The 15095-nt window shown below is 57.7% G+C and carries 16 protein-coding genes; 9 read left to right on the plus strand and 7 right to left on the minus strand.

Going from position 1 to position 15095, the window contains the following annotated elements; translation table 11 throughout:
* Positions 1-22 precede the first annotated feature (22 nt).
* From NFS35_RS16895 to NFS35_RS16930, 8 genes are all read left to right on the plus strand, one after another.
* Positions 23-1198 carry a DUF5979 domain-containing protein gene (locus NFS35_RS16895; RefSeq protein ID WP_251208295.1) on the plus strand — a complete coding sequence of 392 codons (1176 nt, stop codon included), beginning with the start codon at positions 23-25 and terminating at the stop codon, positions 1196-1198.
* A gap of 14 nt (positions 1199-1212) precedes the next feature.
* Positions 1213-1779, plus strand: coding sequence for a hypothetical protein (locus NFS35_RS16900; protein ID WP_251208296.1), 567 nt, complete (start codon positions 1213-1215; stop codon positions 1777-1779).
* The gene (locus tag NFS35_RS16905) at positions 1776-2498 is read left to right on the plus strand and encodes a hypothetical protein (RefSeq protein WP_251208297.1); all 723 of its coding nucleotides are present in this window, start codon (positions 1776-1778) and stop codon (positions 2496-2498) included. The genes NFS35_RS16900 and NFS35_RS16905 overlap by 4 nt, the downstream gene beginning before the upstream one ends.
* Before the next feature lie 8 nt (positions 2499-2506).
* Positions 2507-4324 carry a MucBP domain-containing protein gene (locus NFS35_RS16910; RefSeq protein ID WP_251208298.1) on the plus strand — a complete coding sequence of 606 codons (1818 nt, stop codon included), beginning with the start codon at positions 2507-2509 and terminating at the stop codon, positions 4322-4324.
* Entirely contained in the window at positions 4314-4853 is a 540-nt protein-coding gene (locus tag NFS35_RS16915; RefSeq protein ID WP_251208299.1) for a signal peptidase I, read from the plus strand. The genes NFS35_RS16910 and NFS35_RS16915 overlap by 11 nt, the downstream gene beginning before the upstream one ends.
* Before the next feature lie 25 nt (positions 4854-4878).
* A complete protein-coding gene (locus NFS35_RS16920) occupies positions 4879-5460 on the plus strand; it encodes an AP2/ERF family transcription factor (RefSeq protein WP_251208300.1) in 582 nt (193 codons plus the stop codon).
* A gap of 123 nt (positions 5461-5583) precedes the next feature.
* Positions 5584-6816: a BTAD domain-containing putative transcriptional regulator gene (locus tag NFS35_RS16925; protein ID WP_251208301.1), complete on the plus strand. Its 1233-nt coding sequence runs from the start codon at positions 5584-5586 to the stop codon at positions 6814-6816.
* A gap of 11 nt (positions 6817-6827) precedes the next feature.
* Complete coding sequence (locus tag NFS35_RS16930; RefSeq protein ID WP_251208302.1) at positions 6828-7322, plus strand: hypothetical protein; 495 nt, start codon at positions 6828-6830, stop codon at positions 7320-7322.
* 102 nt (positions 7323-7424) lie between these two features.
* Here NFS35_RS16930 and NFS35_RS16935 read toward each other — a convergent pair whose 3' ends face one another.
* The 6 genes from NFS35_RS16935 to ispE form a co-directional block, all read right to left on the minus strand.
* Complete coding sequence (locus NFS35_RS16935) at positions 7425-8078, minus strand: hypothetical protein (RefSeq protein WP_251208303.1); 654 nt, start codon at positions 8076-8078, stop codon at positions 7425-7427.
* A 140-nt stretch (positions 8079-8218) separates the two neighbouring features.
* On the minus strand, positions 8219-8644 hold the full coding sequence (locus tag NFS35_RS16940; protein ID WP_251208304.1) for a DUF1934 domain-containing protein: 426 nt from the start codon (positions 8642-8644) through the stop codon (positions 8219-8221).
* A gap of 57 nt (positions 8645-8701) precedes the next feature.
* Positions 8702-9556 carry a glutamate racemase gene (murI, locus tag NFS35_RS16945; protein ID WP_251208305.1) on the minus strand — a complete coding sequence of 285 codons (855 nt, stop codon included), beginning with the start codon at positions 9554-9556 and terminating at the stop codon, positions 8702-8704.
* A 97-nt stretch (positions 9557-9653) separates the two neighbouring features.
* Positions 9654-9944 carry a hypothetical protein gene (locus NFS35_RS16950; RefSeq protein WP_251208306.1) on the minus strand — a complete coding sequence of 97 codons (291 nt, stop codon included), beginning with the start codon at positions 9942-9944 and terminating at the stop codon, positions 9654-9656.
* A 53-nt stretch (positions 9945-9997) separates the two neighbouring features.
* On the minus strand, positions 9998-10684 hold the full coding sequence (locus tag NFS35_RS16955; RefSeq protein WP_251208307.1) for a GntR family transcriptional regulator: 687 nt from the start codon (positions 10682-10684) through the stop codon (positions 9998-10000).
* Positions 10685-10737: 53 nt separating this feature from the next.
* Entirely contained in the window at positions 10738-11595 is an 858-nt protein-coding gene (gene ispE / locus NFS35_RS16960) for a 4-(cytidine 5'-diphospho)-2-C-methyl-D-erythritol kinase (RefSeq protein ID WP_251208308.1), read from the minus strand.
* A 298-nt stretch (positions 11596-11893) separates the two neighbouring features.
* On the opposite strand from ispE, the gene NFS35_RS16965 reads away from it, so the two are divergent.
* Positions 11894-14674 carry a glycoside hydrolase family 2 TIM barrel-domain containing protein gene (locus NFS35_RS16965; RefSeq protein WP_251208309.1) on the plus strand — a complete coding sequence of 927 codons (2781 nt, stop codon included), beginning with the start codon at positions 11894-11896 and terminating at the stop codon, positions 14672-14674.
* Positions 14675-14868: 194 nt separating this feature from the next.
* Here NFS35_RS16965 and NFS35_RS16970 read toward each other — a convergent pair.
* Positions 14869-15095 (minus strand): hypothetical protein (locus NFS35_RS16970; RefSeq protein ID WP_251208310.1); only part of this gene is annotated, 227 nt, incomplete at its 5' end.

Here is a 15095-nt window from a genome sequence, read left to right on the forward strand (position 1 = left end):
GATATTAAAGGAGGAAACGCCCATGAAAACGAAATGGAAGAGCCGCGAGCGGTTCAGGGGCCGTCTGATGGGTCTTGCGCTGGCATCGATAATGGCGGCCGGATGCATCATCGCGGCGCCTGGCGGGACAGCCCGCGCGGCTGAAGCCTTGGATCTGGACAGAAAATGCGCCCTGCAGGTGAAAGTGGAGCCAAAGGCGATGGAGGAAGGCGGGGCGGAAGAATCCCCGGATGTGGCCATTGACTTGTATAAGGTGGCAGGCGCTGTGAAGCAGGATGGCTATGACGCATACCGTTTTGAGACAATAGATATCTTTGCCGGTCTGGATGTGGACATTGTCGTCGGTGAGACAGACGGCGCGCAGGCATGGATAGACCAGGCGAGACAGGCTGCGGACATCACCTTTGCAGAGGGAAATGATGTGGAGCCGACAGCCACTGCTGTGAAAGCGCCGACAGCCGGCCTGGTGGAGTTCACCGGTCTGGAGCCGGGCCTCTACCTGATGGTTCCCAGAGGGGCGGATCTGGAAGCGGAGGATTATCTCGTCCGTGAGACGGATGAGGGAGACAGTACCGGGACAATCCGGACGATCGCCTATTCAGATTCCTATACCTTTACTTACAGTCCCCAGCTGATGGCGCTGCCCGCCAAGGAGAGCGTGGACGGCACAGTCGCCACCTCTAATCCGGGGGAATGGATTTACGAACTTACAGGAACGAATGCCGTTGAATCCAAGCCGGCGCTCAGCGAGCGGTTCGCGGATCTGCGGATTGACAAAGAGCTGACAGAGTACCTGGCAGGCAGTCCGGCCACTTTCGTCTTCACCGTGGAAGCCATGCTCCGCGACAAGGTGGTGTACAGCAACGCGGTGTCCCTGACATTTGACGGCCCGGGAATCCAGAGTGAGCTGATAGCGGATAAGATTCCGGCAGGGTCTGTGGTGACTGTCACGGAGGTCTATTCCGGGGCCACTTACCAGGTGGCGGCGGGAAGCGCTCGGGTACAGACCGTGAACATGACAAACGCGGATTCGGAGAGCGCGGACTTTGCCAACATCGCTTCTTTCCGGAACACCTACGACGGCTCAGGCAGAAAGGGCGCGGCGATCACGAACCATTTTGAATACATGGACGACGGTGCAGGTCTGATTTGGAACTGGACGCAGAATCCCGGCAGGACGCCGGACGAAGCTAACTGAGGGGGTGGGACGAGATGAAAAGAAAGAACATTCTTCCGGCTGCAGGTTTTGCCGTTGCCGCCCTTGCGGCAGGCCTTGTCCTGACTGCCGGAACAGGGCAGGCCTGGGCGTACTTCACCACCTACACCAGCGCTTCGGGAGGCTATGCCATCGATTTGGGCCATGAGACACAGATTGTGGAGGAGTATTCCAACCATACCAAGCGCCTGGCAGTGTCCAATGACAGCACCCAGCCGGTGTATGTGCGGGCCAGGGCTTTCAGCGGCAGCCAGTGCGTCCTCACCTACAGCAGCGAGGACGGCGGATGGCAGGCGGGAAATGACGGATATTATTATTTCAGCCAGCCTTTGGCCGGAGCGGTGACGACGGAGGACGGCGCGGTGAGCACGGCGAAGACCAGCGAGCTGCTGGTGCAGATAGAGTTTCCGGCGGATGCGCAGGCAGGGGATGAATGCAATGTTGTAGTCGTCTGCGAGTCCCTTCCGGTGCAGTACGACGCGGACGGGAACACGCTGGCCCCTCAGGCTGCTGACTGGTCGGCGCCGTTAGTTGCCGGCAGTGTGGAAGGAGGGACGGAATGATGAAAAAGATAAGGAAGATAATCGCTTCCCCCATCACCACCATAGCCGCCTTTGCCCTCGCGGCGGGGCTTTTGCTGTTCAGTTCCGTGGGCGGCGCCAGGGCCGCGCTGACTTATTTTTCCGAGGACTATGTATCCAATATCCAGCTCCATGAAATCGATGTGATGCTGGTGGAGAATGAGAGGCAGGTAGAGGGGGAGCTCCTGTCGGGTCTGCTGCAGGAGGGCGAGAGCCTGAAGCTGGGGACGGCATACAGGGAGAACCTGAGCGTATATAACAGCGGCGTGATCAATGAATATGTCCGCGTGAACATCCACAAATACTGGATAGACCAGGATGGGGAGAAAATCTGCAATCTGTCCCCGGAACTGATAGAACTGAACCTGGTGAACCTGGGAACGGACTGGCTTGTGGACGAGGAGGCATCTACCAATGAGCGTACGGTTCTGTACTACAATAAGCTGCTGGCTTCCCAGAGCGAGACGCCGCTTTTTGCGGATAAGCTCACCATCAGCGGCGATGTGGCCTCCAGGGTAAAGGAGACCAGGGAGACATCCGGAAAGTATACGACGATTACCACAGTCTATGAGTACGACGGGGCTCAGTTCTGCATTGAGGCCAAGGTGGACGCAGTCCAGGAGCACAATGCCCAGGATGCCATCTGGAGCTCATGGGGACGCAGGGTGACCATTGACAACGGCGTACTTGGCCTGAAGTAGGAGGGGTTATGAGAAAAAAGATAATGACATTCATTCTTCTCGCGGGGCTGTTCGTCACCGCCCCGGCTACGGCCCGTGCGGAGTCGTTGACCGCGGAGTCAAATGTATCTTTCACCAGTGAGAACAAACTGGCGGCGGACTATACCAGCGCGGATATGAACAATGCGGTCTACAATCTGCAGCCGGGAGACGATATCACGATTACGCTGAACCTGAAGAATGAAAACGCCATGGCGGCGAACTGGTACATGACCAATGAGGTGCTGCAGTCCCTGGAGGAGACTACAGGGAGCGAAGCCACAGGCGGCGCCTATGAATATGAACTGGCTTATACGGATCCTGGCGGCGCCAGAGAGGTTCTGTTCACCAGCGATACGGTGGGCGGAGAGAACAGCGGGAGCCGGGTAGGCCTGAAAGCGGCTACCAGCGGACTGGAGGATTTCCTCTACCTGGATACGCTGTCCCCGGGACAGCAGGGCATCCTGACGCTGCGGGTGGCCCTGGACGGCGAGACGGAGGGCAATGCCTATCAGAACACGCTGGCAAGCCTGCAGATGAATTTCGCGGTGGACACCACCACCGTCAACAATCAGACGGTGACCCATGTGGTGGATGAAAACGGCAATCCGGTGCTGGTGGACGAAAATGGCAATCTTGTGGCGACAGAGGACAGTAGTTCCGCGCGGACACAGATTGTGCGGACAAGTGATGATAACAATCTGCTGCCCTATATCGCAGCCGCAGGGGTCAGCGGAATACTGCTCCTTTTGCTGGCCATCTTCGGCGTAAAGGAGAGGAAGAAAGCAAAGAGCGGCGCAAAGGCTGCAGCCCTGGGGCTGGCCCTGTGCCTGGCATGGAGCGCATCCTGCCCGTCGCAGGCGGCAGAGGATTATACCTATACGCTGCGTCTCTACGCAGGAGCCCAGGGAACCATTGACGCGTCGGTGATTCAGCGTCTTACGGACACGGGAGCCCGGGTGAGCATCCAGGGCGGAGAAGTCTGCGTGGTCAGCGGACTCCACTATGGGACAGAGATTACATTTGATGTCCAGAACGGCGTGGTTCTGGACAACAGCAGCAAATATTACTGCAAGGGTTTCCGGGTCAGCGGTGAGGACAACAACAGCAGCAGGCTGGCAAGTCCTTCCGTTACGGTGAAAGGCGACACAGACTATGTGGTGGCGTACGGCATCCGGGGCGAGACTGTGCCCTATACCGTAAACTATTTGGATACTGCGGGCAATGAACTGTATCCCCCGGCAACCTATTACGGAAATGTAGGCGATAAGCCGGTGGTGGCCTACCAGTTTATCGAGGGCTGGCAGCCCCAGGCTTACAATCTTGGCAAGACCCTTGTGGAGGACGCGTCCCAGAATGTATTCAGTTTCATATATACCCGGATACCTACGGTGACGACTACGGAAACAGTGGTGGTGCCGGGACAGCCGGCAGCGCCCCAGACGCCCGCCGCGCAGCCGGAGGGCGGAGTCACGGTAGTAGGGCCTGAGGGAGAGACGGAAGGCCAGGAAGCTCCTGTAGAGCCCGTGGTGGACGAGGTGGAGGACGGTGAGACGCCTTTGGCGCCGCCGGAAGAGTACGAGGATTTGGACAACGAAGATACGCCCCTTGGGAACTTTGAGGGAGACGGAGACCAGAAAGGCGGGAATGATGCGGGAATCAGTATCCTGGACGACATCGCTACGCCCCTGGCAATGTTCCCGGCGCCGGTGAAAGCGGCTTTGGCGGCGCTTCTGATAGCCCTGGCCGGGGCGGCTGTCTGGCTGCTGATAATAGCCTGCAGAAAGAGGAAAAAAGATGAGCAGTAGTCCGGAAAGGCGGCATGGAGAAAAAAGGGGCGGGAAGCTGGTTCCCGCCCTTTGCAACATATTCGGCATCCTGATTCTGCTGAGCGTGATCGGGCTATATCTGCCAATCACACTGGCCCATGCGAACGGATATGAAGTCTACAATGTAGTCAGCGGCAGCATGGAGCCGGCGATTCCCGTGGGCAGCGTGATCTACGTGGAGACCCTGCGGGCGGAGGATGTGGCAGAGGGAGATGTGATTGCTTTCCACGGAGGGAATTCCGTCATTGCCCACCGGGTGGTGAAGAACCGGGTAGGCGAGGGGGAGTTCATCACCAAGGGCGATGCCAATGCGGAGAATGACATGAATCCGGTGGGGTATCAGGAGCTGATCGGCAGGGTATGCCTGCATTATCCGTTGGTGGGCGCGTTCCTGGAGGTATGCACCAGCAGCATCGGCAAGGTCTATCTGATCTGTTTCGCGGCCTGCGGGGCCATGCTGAACATGCTGGCCGGGCGGCTGCGGAATCGCCCGGGTGCTGAGGCATGATTGGAATGGAAAGGGGTGCGCCGGAATGGGAGCAGGAACAGACGATATCAGAGGGAAGAACGGCCGCGGGCGGCCACAGGTGAAAGACTGGATAGGGCGCACTTTCGGCAGCCTGACTGTGGTGGCATACGACGGCAAGCGGGGCGGGAAACACTACTGGCGCTGCCGCTGCCGGTGCGGCGGGGAGGCGGTGGTCAACCAGTCGAATCTCCAGGACGGCCATACCAGAAGCTGCGGCTGTCTGTCGAATCCTGCAGGAACCAGGCACTTTGTGGAGGGCACCTGCATCGAGAGCATCCGCAGCCGCAAGGTTTCCGCCAGCAACAAGAGCGGCATAAGGGGCGTCTATCAGAATAAGAGGACGGGCCGATGGGCGGCGCAGATTACCTTTCAGGGAAAGACCCGGTATCTGGGCAGTTTCGACAGCCTGAAAGAGGCGGCGGAAGCCAGGGCGAAGGCCGAGCAGGTCTTCGAGGAGTTTCTGAAAAGGTACGGCGGCCCGGCACAGGCGGCCCGTGCCGGGCAGGAAGCAGGAGAAGCGCTGTACGGGGATATTGCCGCCCTGATGGCCCTGCAGATAGAGAGCTCCAAACTGCAGAAAGCATGAGGGGACAAAGAAATCGGAACCATGCGGGAACCGCAGCGCCGGCCATGGCAGGGCGCATACGGGAGCAGAAAAAAGGGCGGATGAAACAGGACAGGCGTAAGAGATGGGGGAGTATTGGAAAAGATGAAAACATATCCGGAGGAGCCTTGTCTGCATGTGCAGATGTTCGGGGGATTCTCCTTATCCTGGGAGGGAAAGCTGGTGGCCGGCAGCATGAAGTCCAGTGAGTCCCAGTTCAATTATCTGATGCAGCTTCTGCTGCACCACAGGCAGGAAGGAGTCAGCCGGGACACGCTGGAGCGGATCCTGTTCGGGGACAGGGATATACAGGACATTCACCACGCGGCCCGCAGCGTGATCTACAATGCCAAGAGGAAGCTCAGGGCAGCCGGCCTGCCGGATGTGAACTATATCGAACAGAGGAAAGGCATCTGCTACTGGAATCCGCAGGTGCCGGTGAAAGAGGATGCGGCGGAGTTCGAGCGCCTTTACCGGCAGGCGGAGGGAGCCGAAGACCGGCAGGAGAAGATTCGGCTGTATATGGAGGCATGCCGCCTCTATACGGGCGAGTTCCTGCCTCAGCAGACAGGGGTGGTATGGGTGGCGCAGGAGGCCAGGCGTTACCGTGCCCTGTTCTGTGCCTGCGTGGAGCGCGCTGTCCGGCAGCTGCGCATCGCGCAGGATTTTCCACAGATGGAAGAGCTGGGCGCATATGCCGCTGCAATCAATCCGCTGTCGGACTGGGAGACTGTCACCATGGAGGCCCTGGTGGCCATGGGGCGATATGAGGATGCCCGCAGGCTGTATGACGATACCGTAGACCTTTACTTCCGGGAGCAGGGGCTTCGGCCTTCCGCCCGGATGATGGAGCTGTTCGACAAGCTGGGGACACAGATGGAACATCAGTACGATGCCCTGGATGATATCCAGAAGAAGCTCTCTGAGGGGGCGGGAAACGTGTGCGGCGGATATATGTGCACATATCCCGTGTTCCAGGGGGTCTACCGCATGGTGGAGCGGATGATGGAGAGGGGCGGCCAGTCCGTGTATCTGATGCTCTGCATGGTGGTGGACAGCAAGGGGAATCCTATGAGGGAGGGGAACGCGCTGGAGGAGCTGACCCAGAGGCTGGGGGAGGCGATTCAGCAGTCCGTGCGGCACAGCGATTCCGTCTGCAGATACGGCAAGGGCCAGTATCTGGTGCTGCTGGTGAATACCACCAGGGAGAACTGCGGCGTCATCCAGCGGCGTATCAATTATCATTTCATTGTCAGGCGGCAGCGCACAGGCATCCAGTATTACGTAAACAGCGTCGTCTGCGCACCGAAAGGGAAAGGTTGTCCGGAACAGGGATAAAGGGCAGGCATATGGAAAAGACAGAGTGGTATTTGGGAGGGCCGAACAGTGTGGTGCTGTGCGTGGACCGGATAGGGGAAGGGCAGCCGGAAGGCAGGTTCTACCATGCCTATGCACAGGAGGGAACTTCTTTTGCGAATATGGAAGAGGCGATTTTCCGGCTGGAGGGGCTGTATGATTCCCTGAATTTTCCCCATCCTACCACCAATGACCGCACGTTTCAGAAGCAGGGGGGACACACAGAATCCAGGAAAGAGAGGACTAGAGTCATGAAGGACGAAGAATTGCTGAGCAGGCACGGCGACTTGGGGACATTCATCATCCGTGTCCAGCACAGGCAGAACAGCAGCTGGCAGGGGCGGATTACCTGGATGGAAAAGAACAAGACGCTTTACTTCCGCTCTATCTGGGAGATGATCAAGCTGGTAGCCAGCGCCCTGGATACCGTCAGCGGTCAGGAAGACGGTGTCCCGGAGCAGTCGTGGCAGGACGGAAAGGGCACATGACCGGGAAGTGCAAAATGAAAAAGTATAAAATGATAAAGCATAAAAAGAAAGGGCGGTCCACAGTGGGACAGCCCTTTTTCCTTATTTTGATGCAGCGGAAGCTCAGCCCTCGGTATCCACGGGAGTGGAGCTGGTCTTCTTGGCTTCCTCGGCCATCTTGTCGAATTTCTCCATGACAGCGTCATAGGTGCGCTGGGAGATATCGGGAAGATTGCCGCCCCAGGTCTTGCCGGCTTTCTTGAAGCCCTTTTCAAACGCAGAACGCATCTCTTCAATCTTGTCGGGATCGCCGCCGGTCAGCGCTTTTGCGAAGTCGATGATTCTGTCGGAGGTCTGGTTCACGCCCCAGTAGCCGTCCTCGGCGATATCGGCCTGAGCCTGTGCCTTTGTGGCGGCATCAACGGTATAATTGCCGCTCCGCAGGAATGACCAGATATCGTTGGCCTTGCCGTAAGCGTTGGCCTGTCCGGCCATCATCTTCTCTACCAGGCTGCGCAGCTGTGCCGTACGCGCGTCCGCATCCGCCTTCATCTTGTTGATCAGGTTGGTGTCGGGCGTGTAGGTAGTCTTCCCGGCAGTATCCTTTGTGCTTGAAGGCTCATATACGACACCCTTATCGGCAGCGGATGATTCCGCTTTGGCAGATTCCTTTGACGCGGCAGCTCCTGCAGCGGAAGTATTTTCCGTCTTCGCATTATCTGTGACAGAATAGCTATAGGCAGCCGCCTGACTTGATGTAACTCCATTTACACTCATAGTATCCTCCTTCTGACGAATTCTTGCATCATCCATGATTTATGACAACAAAATCCGCGCACGGCGTGGATTTCATTGTATCTATGTTCTGTTAATTATTTCGGCAGACGCGCTGGAAATGTTTAGCTTATTTTAGAGATTTATGGAAGCAGATTTATGGAAAGCGTGAGCGTGCAGTCCGAGAGGAACTGTCCGTCCAGCCGCAGGGTATATTTCAGGGCGGCATCCAGGCCGCCGCTGCGGCGGGAAAGTTCCAGAGTCTCCGTCAGGACTTCCAGCCGCAAAGTTCCGTAAGGGGTGACATAATCGGTCAGGTGGCTCTGCCCCGCCTCGAAGACCATGCGGGAATGGATTTCTCCCCGCCTGGTCATCTCCAGGACGGAACCTTTCAGCTTGATGGCGTTTCTGGTGACGGAGCCGGAATCCTCAGATTGCTCTTCATATAAAATACAGCTGCTGCCGTCTCTTTCGTAATAGTCTGCCGGGAAGCTGCTTTTTATCACAGTTTCCTGACCCGCTTCGTCCCGCTGCCGTCCGGTCAGCGTAAGCTGTGCCTTTGTTCCCATGTGATGCTCCTGCCTCTCTGTCCGTATCCGGGCCGCGTGCCGCCTGGGGCCCTGCCGTCAATAGGTTTCGATATTGACGGTCTTGGCCGACAGGATGCCGTATTTGATGATGGAATTGGCGAACCGTACAAATTTATCCGCTTTGTCGCTGACATAGAACTGATAGCGGTTGCTGCCAAGTCCCGGGGGCGTCTCGCAGAGGAGATTTCTCCCGGTGAGCAGCTCCCGCAGCTTCCTGGCGGTCTCATAAGCCGGGTTCACCAGGGTCACTCTCTCCCCCATGATTCTGCCCAGAGTGGAGCGGATCAGGGGATAATGGGTGCAGCCTAAGATAAGGGTATCGATGTCTATGTCGATCAGTTCCGTCAGATACCTGCGGGCGATCTCATCGGTGACGGGATCCTCCAAAAGCCCCTCCTCCACCAGGGGGACGAAAAGGGGGCAGGCTTTGCCGTAGATGGATACATTCTGATTCAGTTCCGTTATGTATTTCGTGTAGATCTGGCTGCCGATGGTGGCCTCAGTGGCGATGACCCCGATCCGGCCGTTCCTGGTGGCGGACACGGCGGTCTTCGCCCCCGGCTTTACCACGCCCAAAATGGGGATGTCGATATCCCGCTCCAGGGCCTCCATGGCGTAGGCGCTGACGGTGTTGCAGGCGGCGACGATGGTCTTTACCTGAAAGGTTCTTAAAAACCGTACAATCTGTTCCGAAAAACGGGTAACAGTCTCCTGGGATTTATTCCCGTAGGGGACCCGGGCCGTGTCTCCGAAATAAATGATTTTTTCGTTTGGTATCTGCCGTATGATTTCCCGCACCACAGTAAGGCCGCCCACACCGGAGTCAAATACCCCGATGGGGGCGTCCCTGTCTGGAAGCGTCCTGTTTTGATTCGGTTGCGTCTCTGTCATGAAAAGCCTCCCAAAATAAACGATATATTCGGTGATTGAATCTTGCGCACAAACCGGATAAACGGCATGACTTGCTGTGTTTAACGGTCGGCAGGAATTAAATGCCGTTTATAAAGGAATTGTTGAAGCTTTGGAACAATTCCTTTATTTCCGTGAGCAGTCTGCTGCGGAACGTGATATTTTCCCGGTCTGCGTTCAGGAGGTCCAGGTACAGGCTGCTGTCGAAGCTCCACTGGGGACTCTGGTCGGAAGGCTCTCCTGCACTGTCTTCCGCGCTGACTCTTACCGTATCGGGAGTCAGCGCAAGCTCCGGGTAGAGCAGACCCCACCAGCCCAGCGCGGCGCACAGACCTATCGCCACGCGGATTTCAAGCCATTTCTTTTTCATGCAATATCCTCTTTTCGCTTTTTGAGGAGTATTGCCGGTTTTTCCCTAAGTATTCAGGGAATGGAGTCCTGTTTTTTGTCGTTTTCCAGGCGGATCTGGCGGATGATGGCTTTTTTCTGGTTGTCGATGTGGAGCTTTGCCGCCGCTGCCGCTGTATCCCTGTCCTTGTTCACGATGCTCTCATAGATAATTTTATGCTCTTTCACCAGGGTTTCATGCTGGCTGCTGTCCTTGATATATTCAAAACGGTAGCGGTACATCTGCTCCGAGAGATTATTCACCATCTGAATCAGGCGCTGGTTTCCCGTGGCCTGTACGATGATGTCGTGGAGGGCCACATCGGCCTGGGCGATTTTCTTGGCGTTTTTCGTGGCCACGCACTGCTCGAAATGACCGCAGGCTTTCTGCAGCCTGGCGAGGCTCTCCTCCGTGATGCGGTCGCAGGCAAGCTCCGCGCAGAGGGCGTCCAGAGTCCGGCGGACTTCCAGGACGTCGCTCATGCCCTTTTCCGTGATCTGCGCCACCTCCGCGCCCCGCCTGGGAATCATGGTGACAAGCCCCTCCAGCTCCAGGCGGCGGATGGCCTCCCGGACAGGCGTGCGGCTGACGCCCAGCCTGTCTGCCAGATGGAGCTCCATCAGGCGCTCGCCGGGCTTTAGCTCCCCGGTGAGGATGGCCTGGCGCAATGTATTGAAAACCACATCCCGGAGCGGTAGATCGGCTTGAAAATCGCTTTGCATAGTAATCCTCCATTCTGAAAGTTGTCAGTAGGACTGTCTGGTTTCCCAAAATGCTATACGGGCGTAGTCAAAAATACCTGGTGGGAGGGATTCTCCCGGAGGAGCCGTTCCAGCGCTGTCTGTGCCTGCGCCATATCCCGAAAGATGCCGAATACGGTAGGGCCGCTGCCGCTCATCAGGCTGCCTGCCGCGCCAAGGCGCATCATCTGCTGCTTGATCGTATCTATGACCGGATGGGCCGGGACGGTCACGGTCTCCAGCACGTTTTCCATGCGCTCGGTGATGCCGGGAAGACTGCCTGCCCGGATTGCTTCGGTCATACCGTCGATATCCGGGTGATTCCGGATGCCCTGTGCGTCCAGATGGGTATAGACATATTTGGTGGACACGCTGATATCCGGCTTGTCGATCAGGATGTGGCAGGGGGGCATGGGCGGGAGAGGGGTCAGATTTTCCCCGATGCCCTCCGCCAGCGCCGTGCCGCCCAGGATGCAGTAGGGCACATCCGCGCCGATGGACAGGCCGTCCTCCATCAGCTGCGCGGGGGTAAGTCCCAGATGGAAGATATGGTTGATGCCTTTCATGACAGCGGCGGCGTCGGTGCTTCCGCCTGCCATGCCGGCGGCGATGGGGATGTTTTTCCGCAGATGGACGCGCAGACCCGAGGAAATGCCGTACTTGTCCAGCATGAGCCTGGCGGCTTTGTGGATGAGATTGTCCTCCCCTGTGGGCAGTTCTGCCGTGTCGGCGGTGATGGTGATGCCGCTTCCTGCTTCCTCAAAGGTCAGCTCATCCCGAAGTCCTACGCTCTGCATGACCATCTTTACCTGATGATAGCCGTCTGGCAGCCGCCGCACCACATCCAGCCCCAGATTGATTTTTGCATATGCCATTATCTGATATCTGTCCATTTGCGTCCCTCCCGTCTCGGAACGATGCTTTTGTACTATGCTCACGGGGCAACAAAACCCGCCGCCCCATCTGCGCCGGATTCTGCCCGTGAGCCGGGTAAAGTGGCAGGTTTCCTTGATTTCTAGTATAAATTATATACAATCCCGCACTCTGCGTCAAGGGATATAGTCCTGATTTAGCGGGAGAGCTTTATATCGGATAAAACGGTTTTGCGGACGGCTGTCATCGGTTCGTTGTACCGACGGCGTGTGAACAGTATTTTTGAGGCTCTGCTTGACATGTCGCGGGGAATCTCGTATGATGGAAACAGGAGAAGAAATCGGTTTCAGAACCGTGCCGCCAGAGAAGCGGGCGGATAAATCCGGTCTGGGACGGGGCATCATGGAGGGGCGTATGGACAGAGAGCAGACAGTGTTGAGCGAGAATTGGAAATTTCATCTGGAGGAGCCCGGGGAGTGCGTTCCCGGCACAGGGGAGGGGTATCCGCGCACTGCCGCGTCGGGGGCCTGGTACAAGGGCTTTGACGATAGCGGCTGGCGCAGCGTCAGGGTACCCCACGACTGGTCGGTGGAGCAGCCTTTTTCAAAAAGATATTCCAGCGGCACAGGGTATCTGGCAGGAGGAACCGGCTGGTACAGGGTGCGCTTCGGGCTGCCGGAGGCGTACCGGGGGAAGTCCGTGAAAGTGGTCTTCGACGGCATCTATAAGAACAGCCAGGTCTGGTGCAACAGTTACTATCTGGGGCGGAGGCCTTATGGATACAGCACTTTTTCCTACGATATCACCCACGCGGCGGTGTTCGGGGAGGAAGAGAACGTGCTCTGCGTCAAGGTAGTGCATACGGATCTGGCGGATTCCAGATGGTTCACGGGGAGCGGCATCACCAGGAAAGTCACCGTGGTGGCGGAAGAGCCGGTGCATCCTGCGGAATACGGGGTGTTCTTCTCGGCGGAGCAGGTGGAGGCGGATGAAAAGGACGCGGGCAGGGGCAGGGCCCGGATTGTCATCAGGCACTGGACGGAGGACTGCCGGCACGGGACAGGGAATGGGACGGCGGATAAGGCAGGAAACGCGGACAGGCAGGGATGTCCCGCGGAGAGTGCCATGGTCCGCATCCGCACCGCGCTGCTGGAAGAGGACGGCAGAGCGGCGCTGACGCTTGAGGGGCAGACGGCGGCAGGCGGGGAGTGCGTCCTGACCGGCACGCTGGAGCAGGCCGGGCTCTGGTCCCCGGAGCACCCGTATCTGTATACTATGCGTACCTGGTACGCCCTGGCAGACGGGGAGGATACGGAGCCCTGTCCGGAGTATTATCTGGTGGATGAGACCCCTGTGGGCATTCGCGGGATAGTGTTTGACGCGCAGAAAGGCTTTTTCTTAAACGGAGCGGAGACGAAGCTGAAAGGGGTCTGCGTGCACCACGACGGAGGCGTGCTGGGAGCGGCCATGGAGCCGGAGATCTGGCAGAGGCGTCTGGAGGCCTTAAAGGAGTGCGGCTGCAATGCCATACGGTGCAGCCACAATCCCCATATGCCGGAGCTGTATGAGCTCTGCGACAGAATGGGCTTCCTGGTGATGGACGAGGCTTTTGACGAGTGGGAGAACGCCAAGAATAAGTGGTCCACAGGGCACAATGTATACCCCCCTGTGCACGAGGGGTATTTCGAGGAGTTCCCCCAGTGGCATAAGGCGGATCTGCAGGCTATGGTGCGCCGGGACAGGAATCATCCCAGCGTGATTCTCTGGAGCATCGGCAATGAGATAGATTATCCCAACGATCCTTACTGCCATCCCTCTTTCGATTCCATGACGGGAAATAATGACGCCAACAAGCCTGCGGCTGAACGTCAATATGATGTCAATAAACCGAATGCCGTGCGGCTGGTGACCATTGCCGCCGGATTGGAGCGTGAGGTCCGCCAAGAGGATGCGACGCGGCCGGTGACGCTGGCTGCGGCATTCCCCGAACTGTCCGCGGAGACCGGGCTGTTCGAGGGGTTGGATGTAGTGGGGTATAATTATAAAGAGCATTTGTATGAGGCGGATCACGGCAGGTTTCCGGGCAAGCCTCTGCTGGGCAGCGAGAATGGGCACAGTTACGGGGCATGGCTTGCGGTGAGGGACAATGCTTTTATCAGCGGGCAGTTCCTCTGGACGGGCATCGACTATCTGGGGGAGGCCAGGGGATGGCCGGTACATGGGTCGCCTGCGGGCATATTGACCTGTGCCGGGGACAGGAAGCCGGAATTCTACCGCAGAAAGTCTTTCTGGCGGGGGGAGCCTGCGATTGCCATCGCCACAAGGCGCATCTCGGATGGGGATGAGGACTGGCTGCCTATGGAGAGCCACTGGAATTATGAGGAGGGGGAGGAGATACTGGTTAAAGTCTACTCCAATCTTCCTCGGGTCAGACTGGTTCTGGAGGGCTGGAAGACCGATGGGGAGAAAGGTGTGCGGTCTGATGGACAGGATACGCCTGAATTCCGGCAGCGGGAGGGAACCGAGGCGCGGGAGCGCCAGGATTTCGGTATCCTGGATGAGTATAATGGGGACGGGGCATATTGCTATCGTGTGAGCTACAGGCCGGGCACATTGGTTGCGGAGGGCTATGGTGCGCCGGCGGCTGCCCGGGCCCTTGGGACAGAGGGGAACAGCCAGGCTCCCGCAGCTGTCTGCAGCCTGGCGGCAGTGGGGCAGGCCGCAGGGCTGGAATGCCGTATCTGGCGGCAGCCGGACGCGCTGACAGGTCAAAGCTGGGAGGAGGCTTCATCGGAGCCGGGCTATCTCTATCAGCTGGAAATAAACCTGCAGGATGAGCAGGGAAGAACTGTCAGCTGGCAGGAGCGGACTCTGGCGGTGGAAGTAGACGGCGCAGGCGTGCTTGCCGGGCTGGAGAACGGGAATCTGGCGGATGTGACGCCTTACCGGGAAAGCAGCCGGGCGACTTTCCGGGGGAGGCTGCTGGCCTATGTGCGCCGCACTGCGTCGGGAGAGATTGCCGTGAGGATTTCGATGGTGGACGGCAGGATGGATTATTGCAAAACCTGCCGGCTGCCCTATCCTCAGAAGAAAAACTGATGTGTGCCGCCGGGAGCCGATGCTCCCGGCGTTTTTTCGCCTTGAATATCTGTTTGGGTATTGCTATAAAATACAGGATTATAGTATAATCTGTGCAGAATGAAGAAATAGCTCGATCTGAAAGCAAGGGAGCGAGACAGAAAGCGGCCGAAGGAACGGTAGGGAAAGAGGTAAGACGATGACAGGTCTGCATATCAGGATAAATTCAATAGTATTGCTGCAAAGCGGCATGGGCAGAGCTGGAATGAGATGAAGTCCTTTTCGTACAGACAGGGAAATGTACGGAAAGATGGATAAGAGACAGGAAGATGCATGGAAGGCCGCAGCCAGCCCGCTGCGGCTTTTTTGGTTTGCGCGCCATGGGCGCGCTCTAACGGGTGAAAGTCCCGAACACGCCTGGGCAACGAGGAAGTGTATAGCT

Origin of the sequence: Acetatifactor aquisgranensis (assembly GCF_943193215.1) — a bacterium.
GTDB classification, from domain to species: Bacteria; Bacillota; Clostridia; order Lachnospirales; family Lachnospiraceae; genus Acetatifactor; species Acetatifactor aquisgranensis.

Bases quoted from the DNA above. Each gene is read 5' to 3' on its own strand.
- NFS35_RS16935 (WP_251208303.1), bottom strand. From the start codon at position 8,078: ATGAGTGTAAATGGAGTTACATCAAGTCAGGCGGCTGCCTATAGCTAT.
- ispE (WP_251208308.1), bottom strand. From the start codon at position 11,595: ATGGACAGATATCAGATAATGGCATATGCAAAAATCAATCTGGGGCTG.
- NFS35_RS16925 (WP_251208301.1), top strand. From the start codon at position 5,584: ATGAAAACATATCCGGAGGAGCCTTGTCTGCATGTGCAGATGTTCGGG.
- NFS35_RS16915 (WP_251208299.1), top strand. From the start codon at position 4,314: ATGAGCAGTAGTCCGGAAAGGCGGCATGGAGAAAAAAGGGGCGGGAAG.
- NFS35_RS16930 (WP_251208302.1), top strand. From the start codon at position 6,828: ATGGAAAAGACAGAGTGGTATTTGGGAGGGCCGAACAGTGTGGTGCTG.
- murI (WP_251208305.1), bottom strand. From the start codon at position 9,556: ATGACAGAGACGCAACCGAATCAAAACAGGACGCTTCCAGACAGGGAC.
- NFS35_RS16900 (WP_251208296.1), top strand. From the start codon at position 1,213: ATGAAAAGAAAGAACATTCTTCCGGCTGCAGGTTTTGCCGTTGCCGCC.
- NFS35_RS16920 (WP_251208300.1), top strand. From the start codon at position 4,879: ATGGGAGCAGGAACAGACGATATCAGAGGGAAGAACGGCCGCGGGCGG.
- NFS35_RS16910 (WP_251208298.1), top strand. From the start codon at position 2,507: ATGAGAAAAAAGATAATGACATTCATTCTTCTCGCGGGGCTGTTCGTC.
- NFS35_RS16940 (WP_251208304.1), bottom strand. From the start codon at position 8,644: ATGGGAACAAAGGCACAGCTTACGCTGACCGGACGGCAGCGGGACGAA.
- NFS35_RS16905 (WP_251208297.1), top strand. From the start codon at position 1,776: ATGATGAAAAAGATAAGGAAGATAATCGCTTCCCCCATCACCACCATA.
- NFS35_RS16895 (WP_251208295.1), top strand. From the start codon at position 23: ATGAAAACGAAATGGAAGAGCCGCGAGCGGTTCAGGGGCCGTCTGATG.
- NFS35_RS16955 (WP_251208307.1), bottom strand. From the start codon at position 10,684: ATGCAAAGCGATTTTCAAGCCGATCTACCGCTCCGGGATGTGGTTTTC.
- NFS35_RS16965 (WP_251208309.1), top strand. From the start codon at position 11,894: ATGATGGAAACAGGAGAAGAAATCGGTTTCAGAACCGTGCCGCCAGAG.
- NFS35_RS16950 (WP_251208306.1), bottom strand. From the start codon at position 9,944: ATGAAAAAGAAATGGCTTGAAATCCGCGTGGCGATAGGTCTGTGCGCC.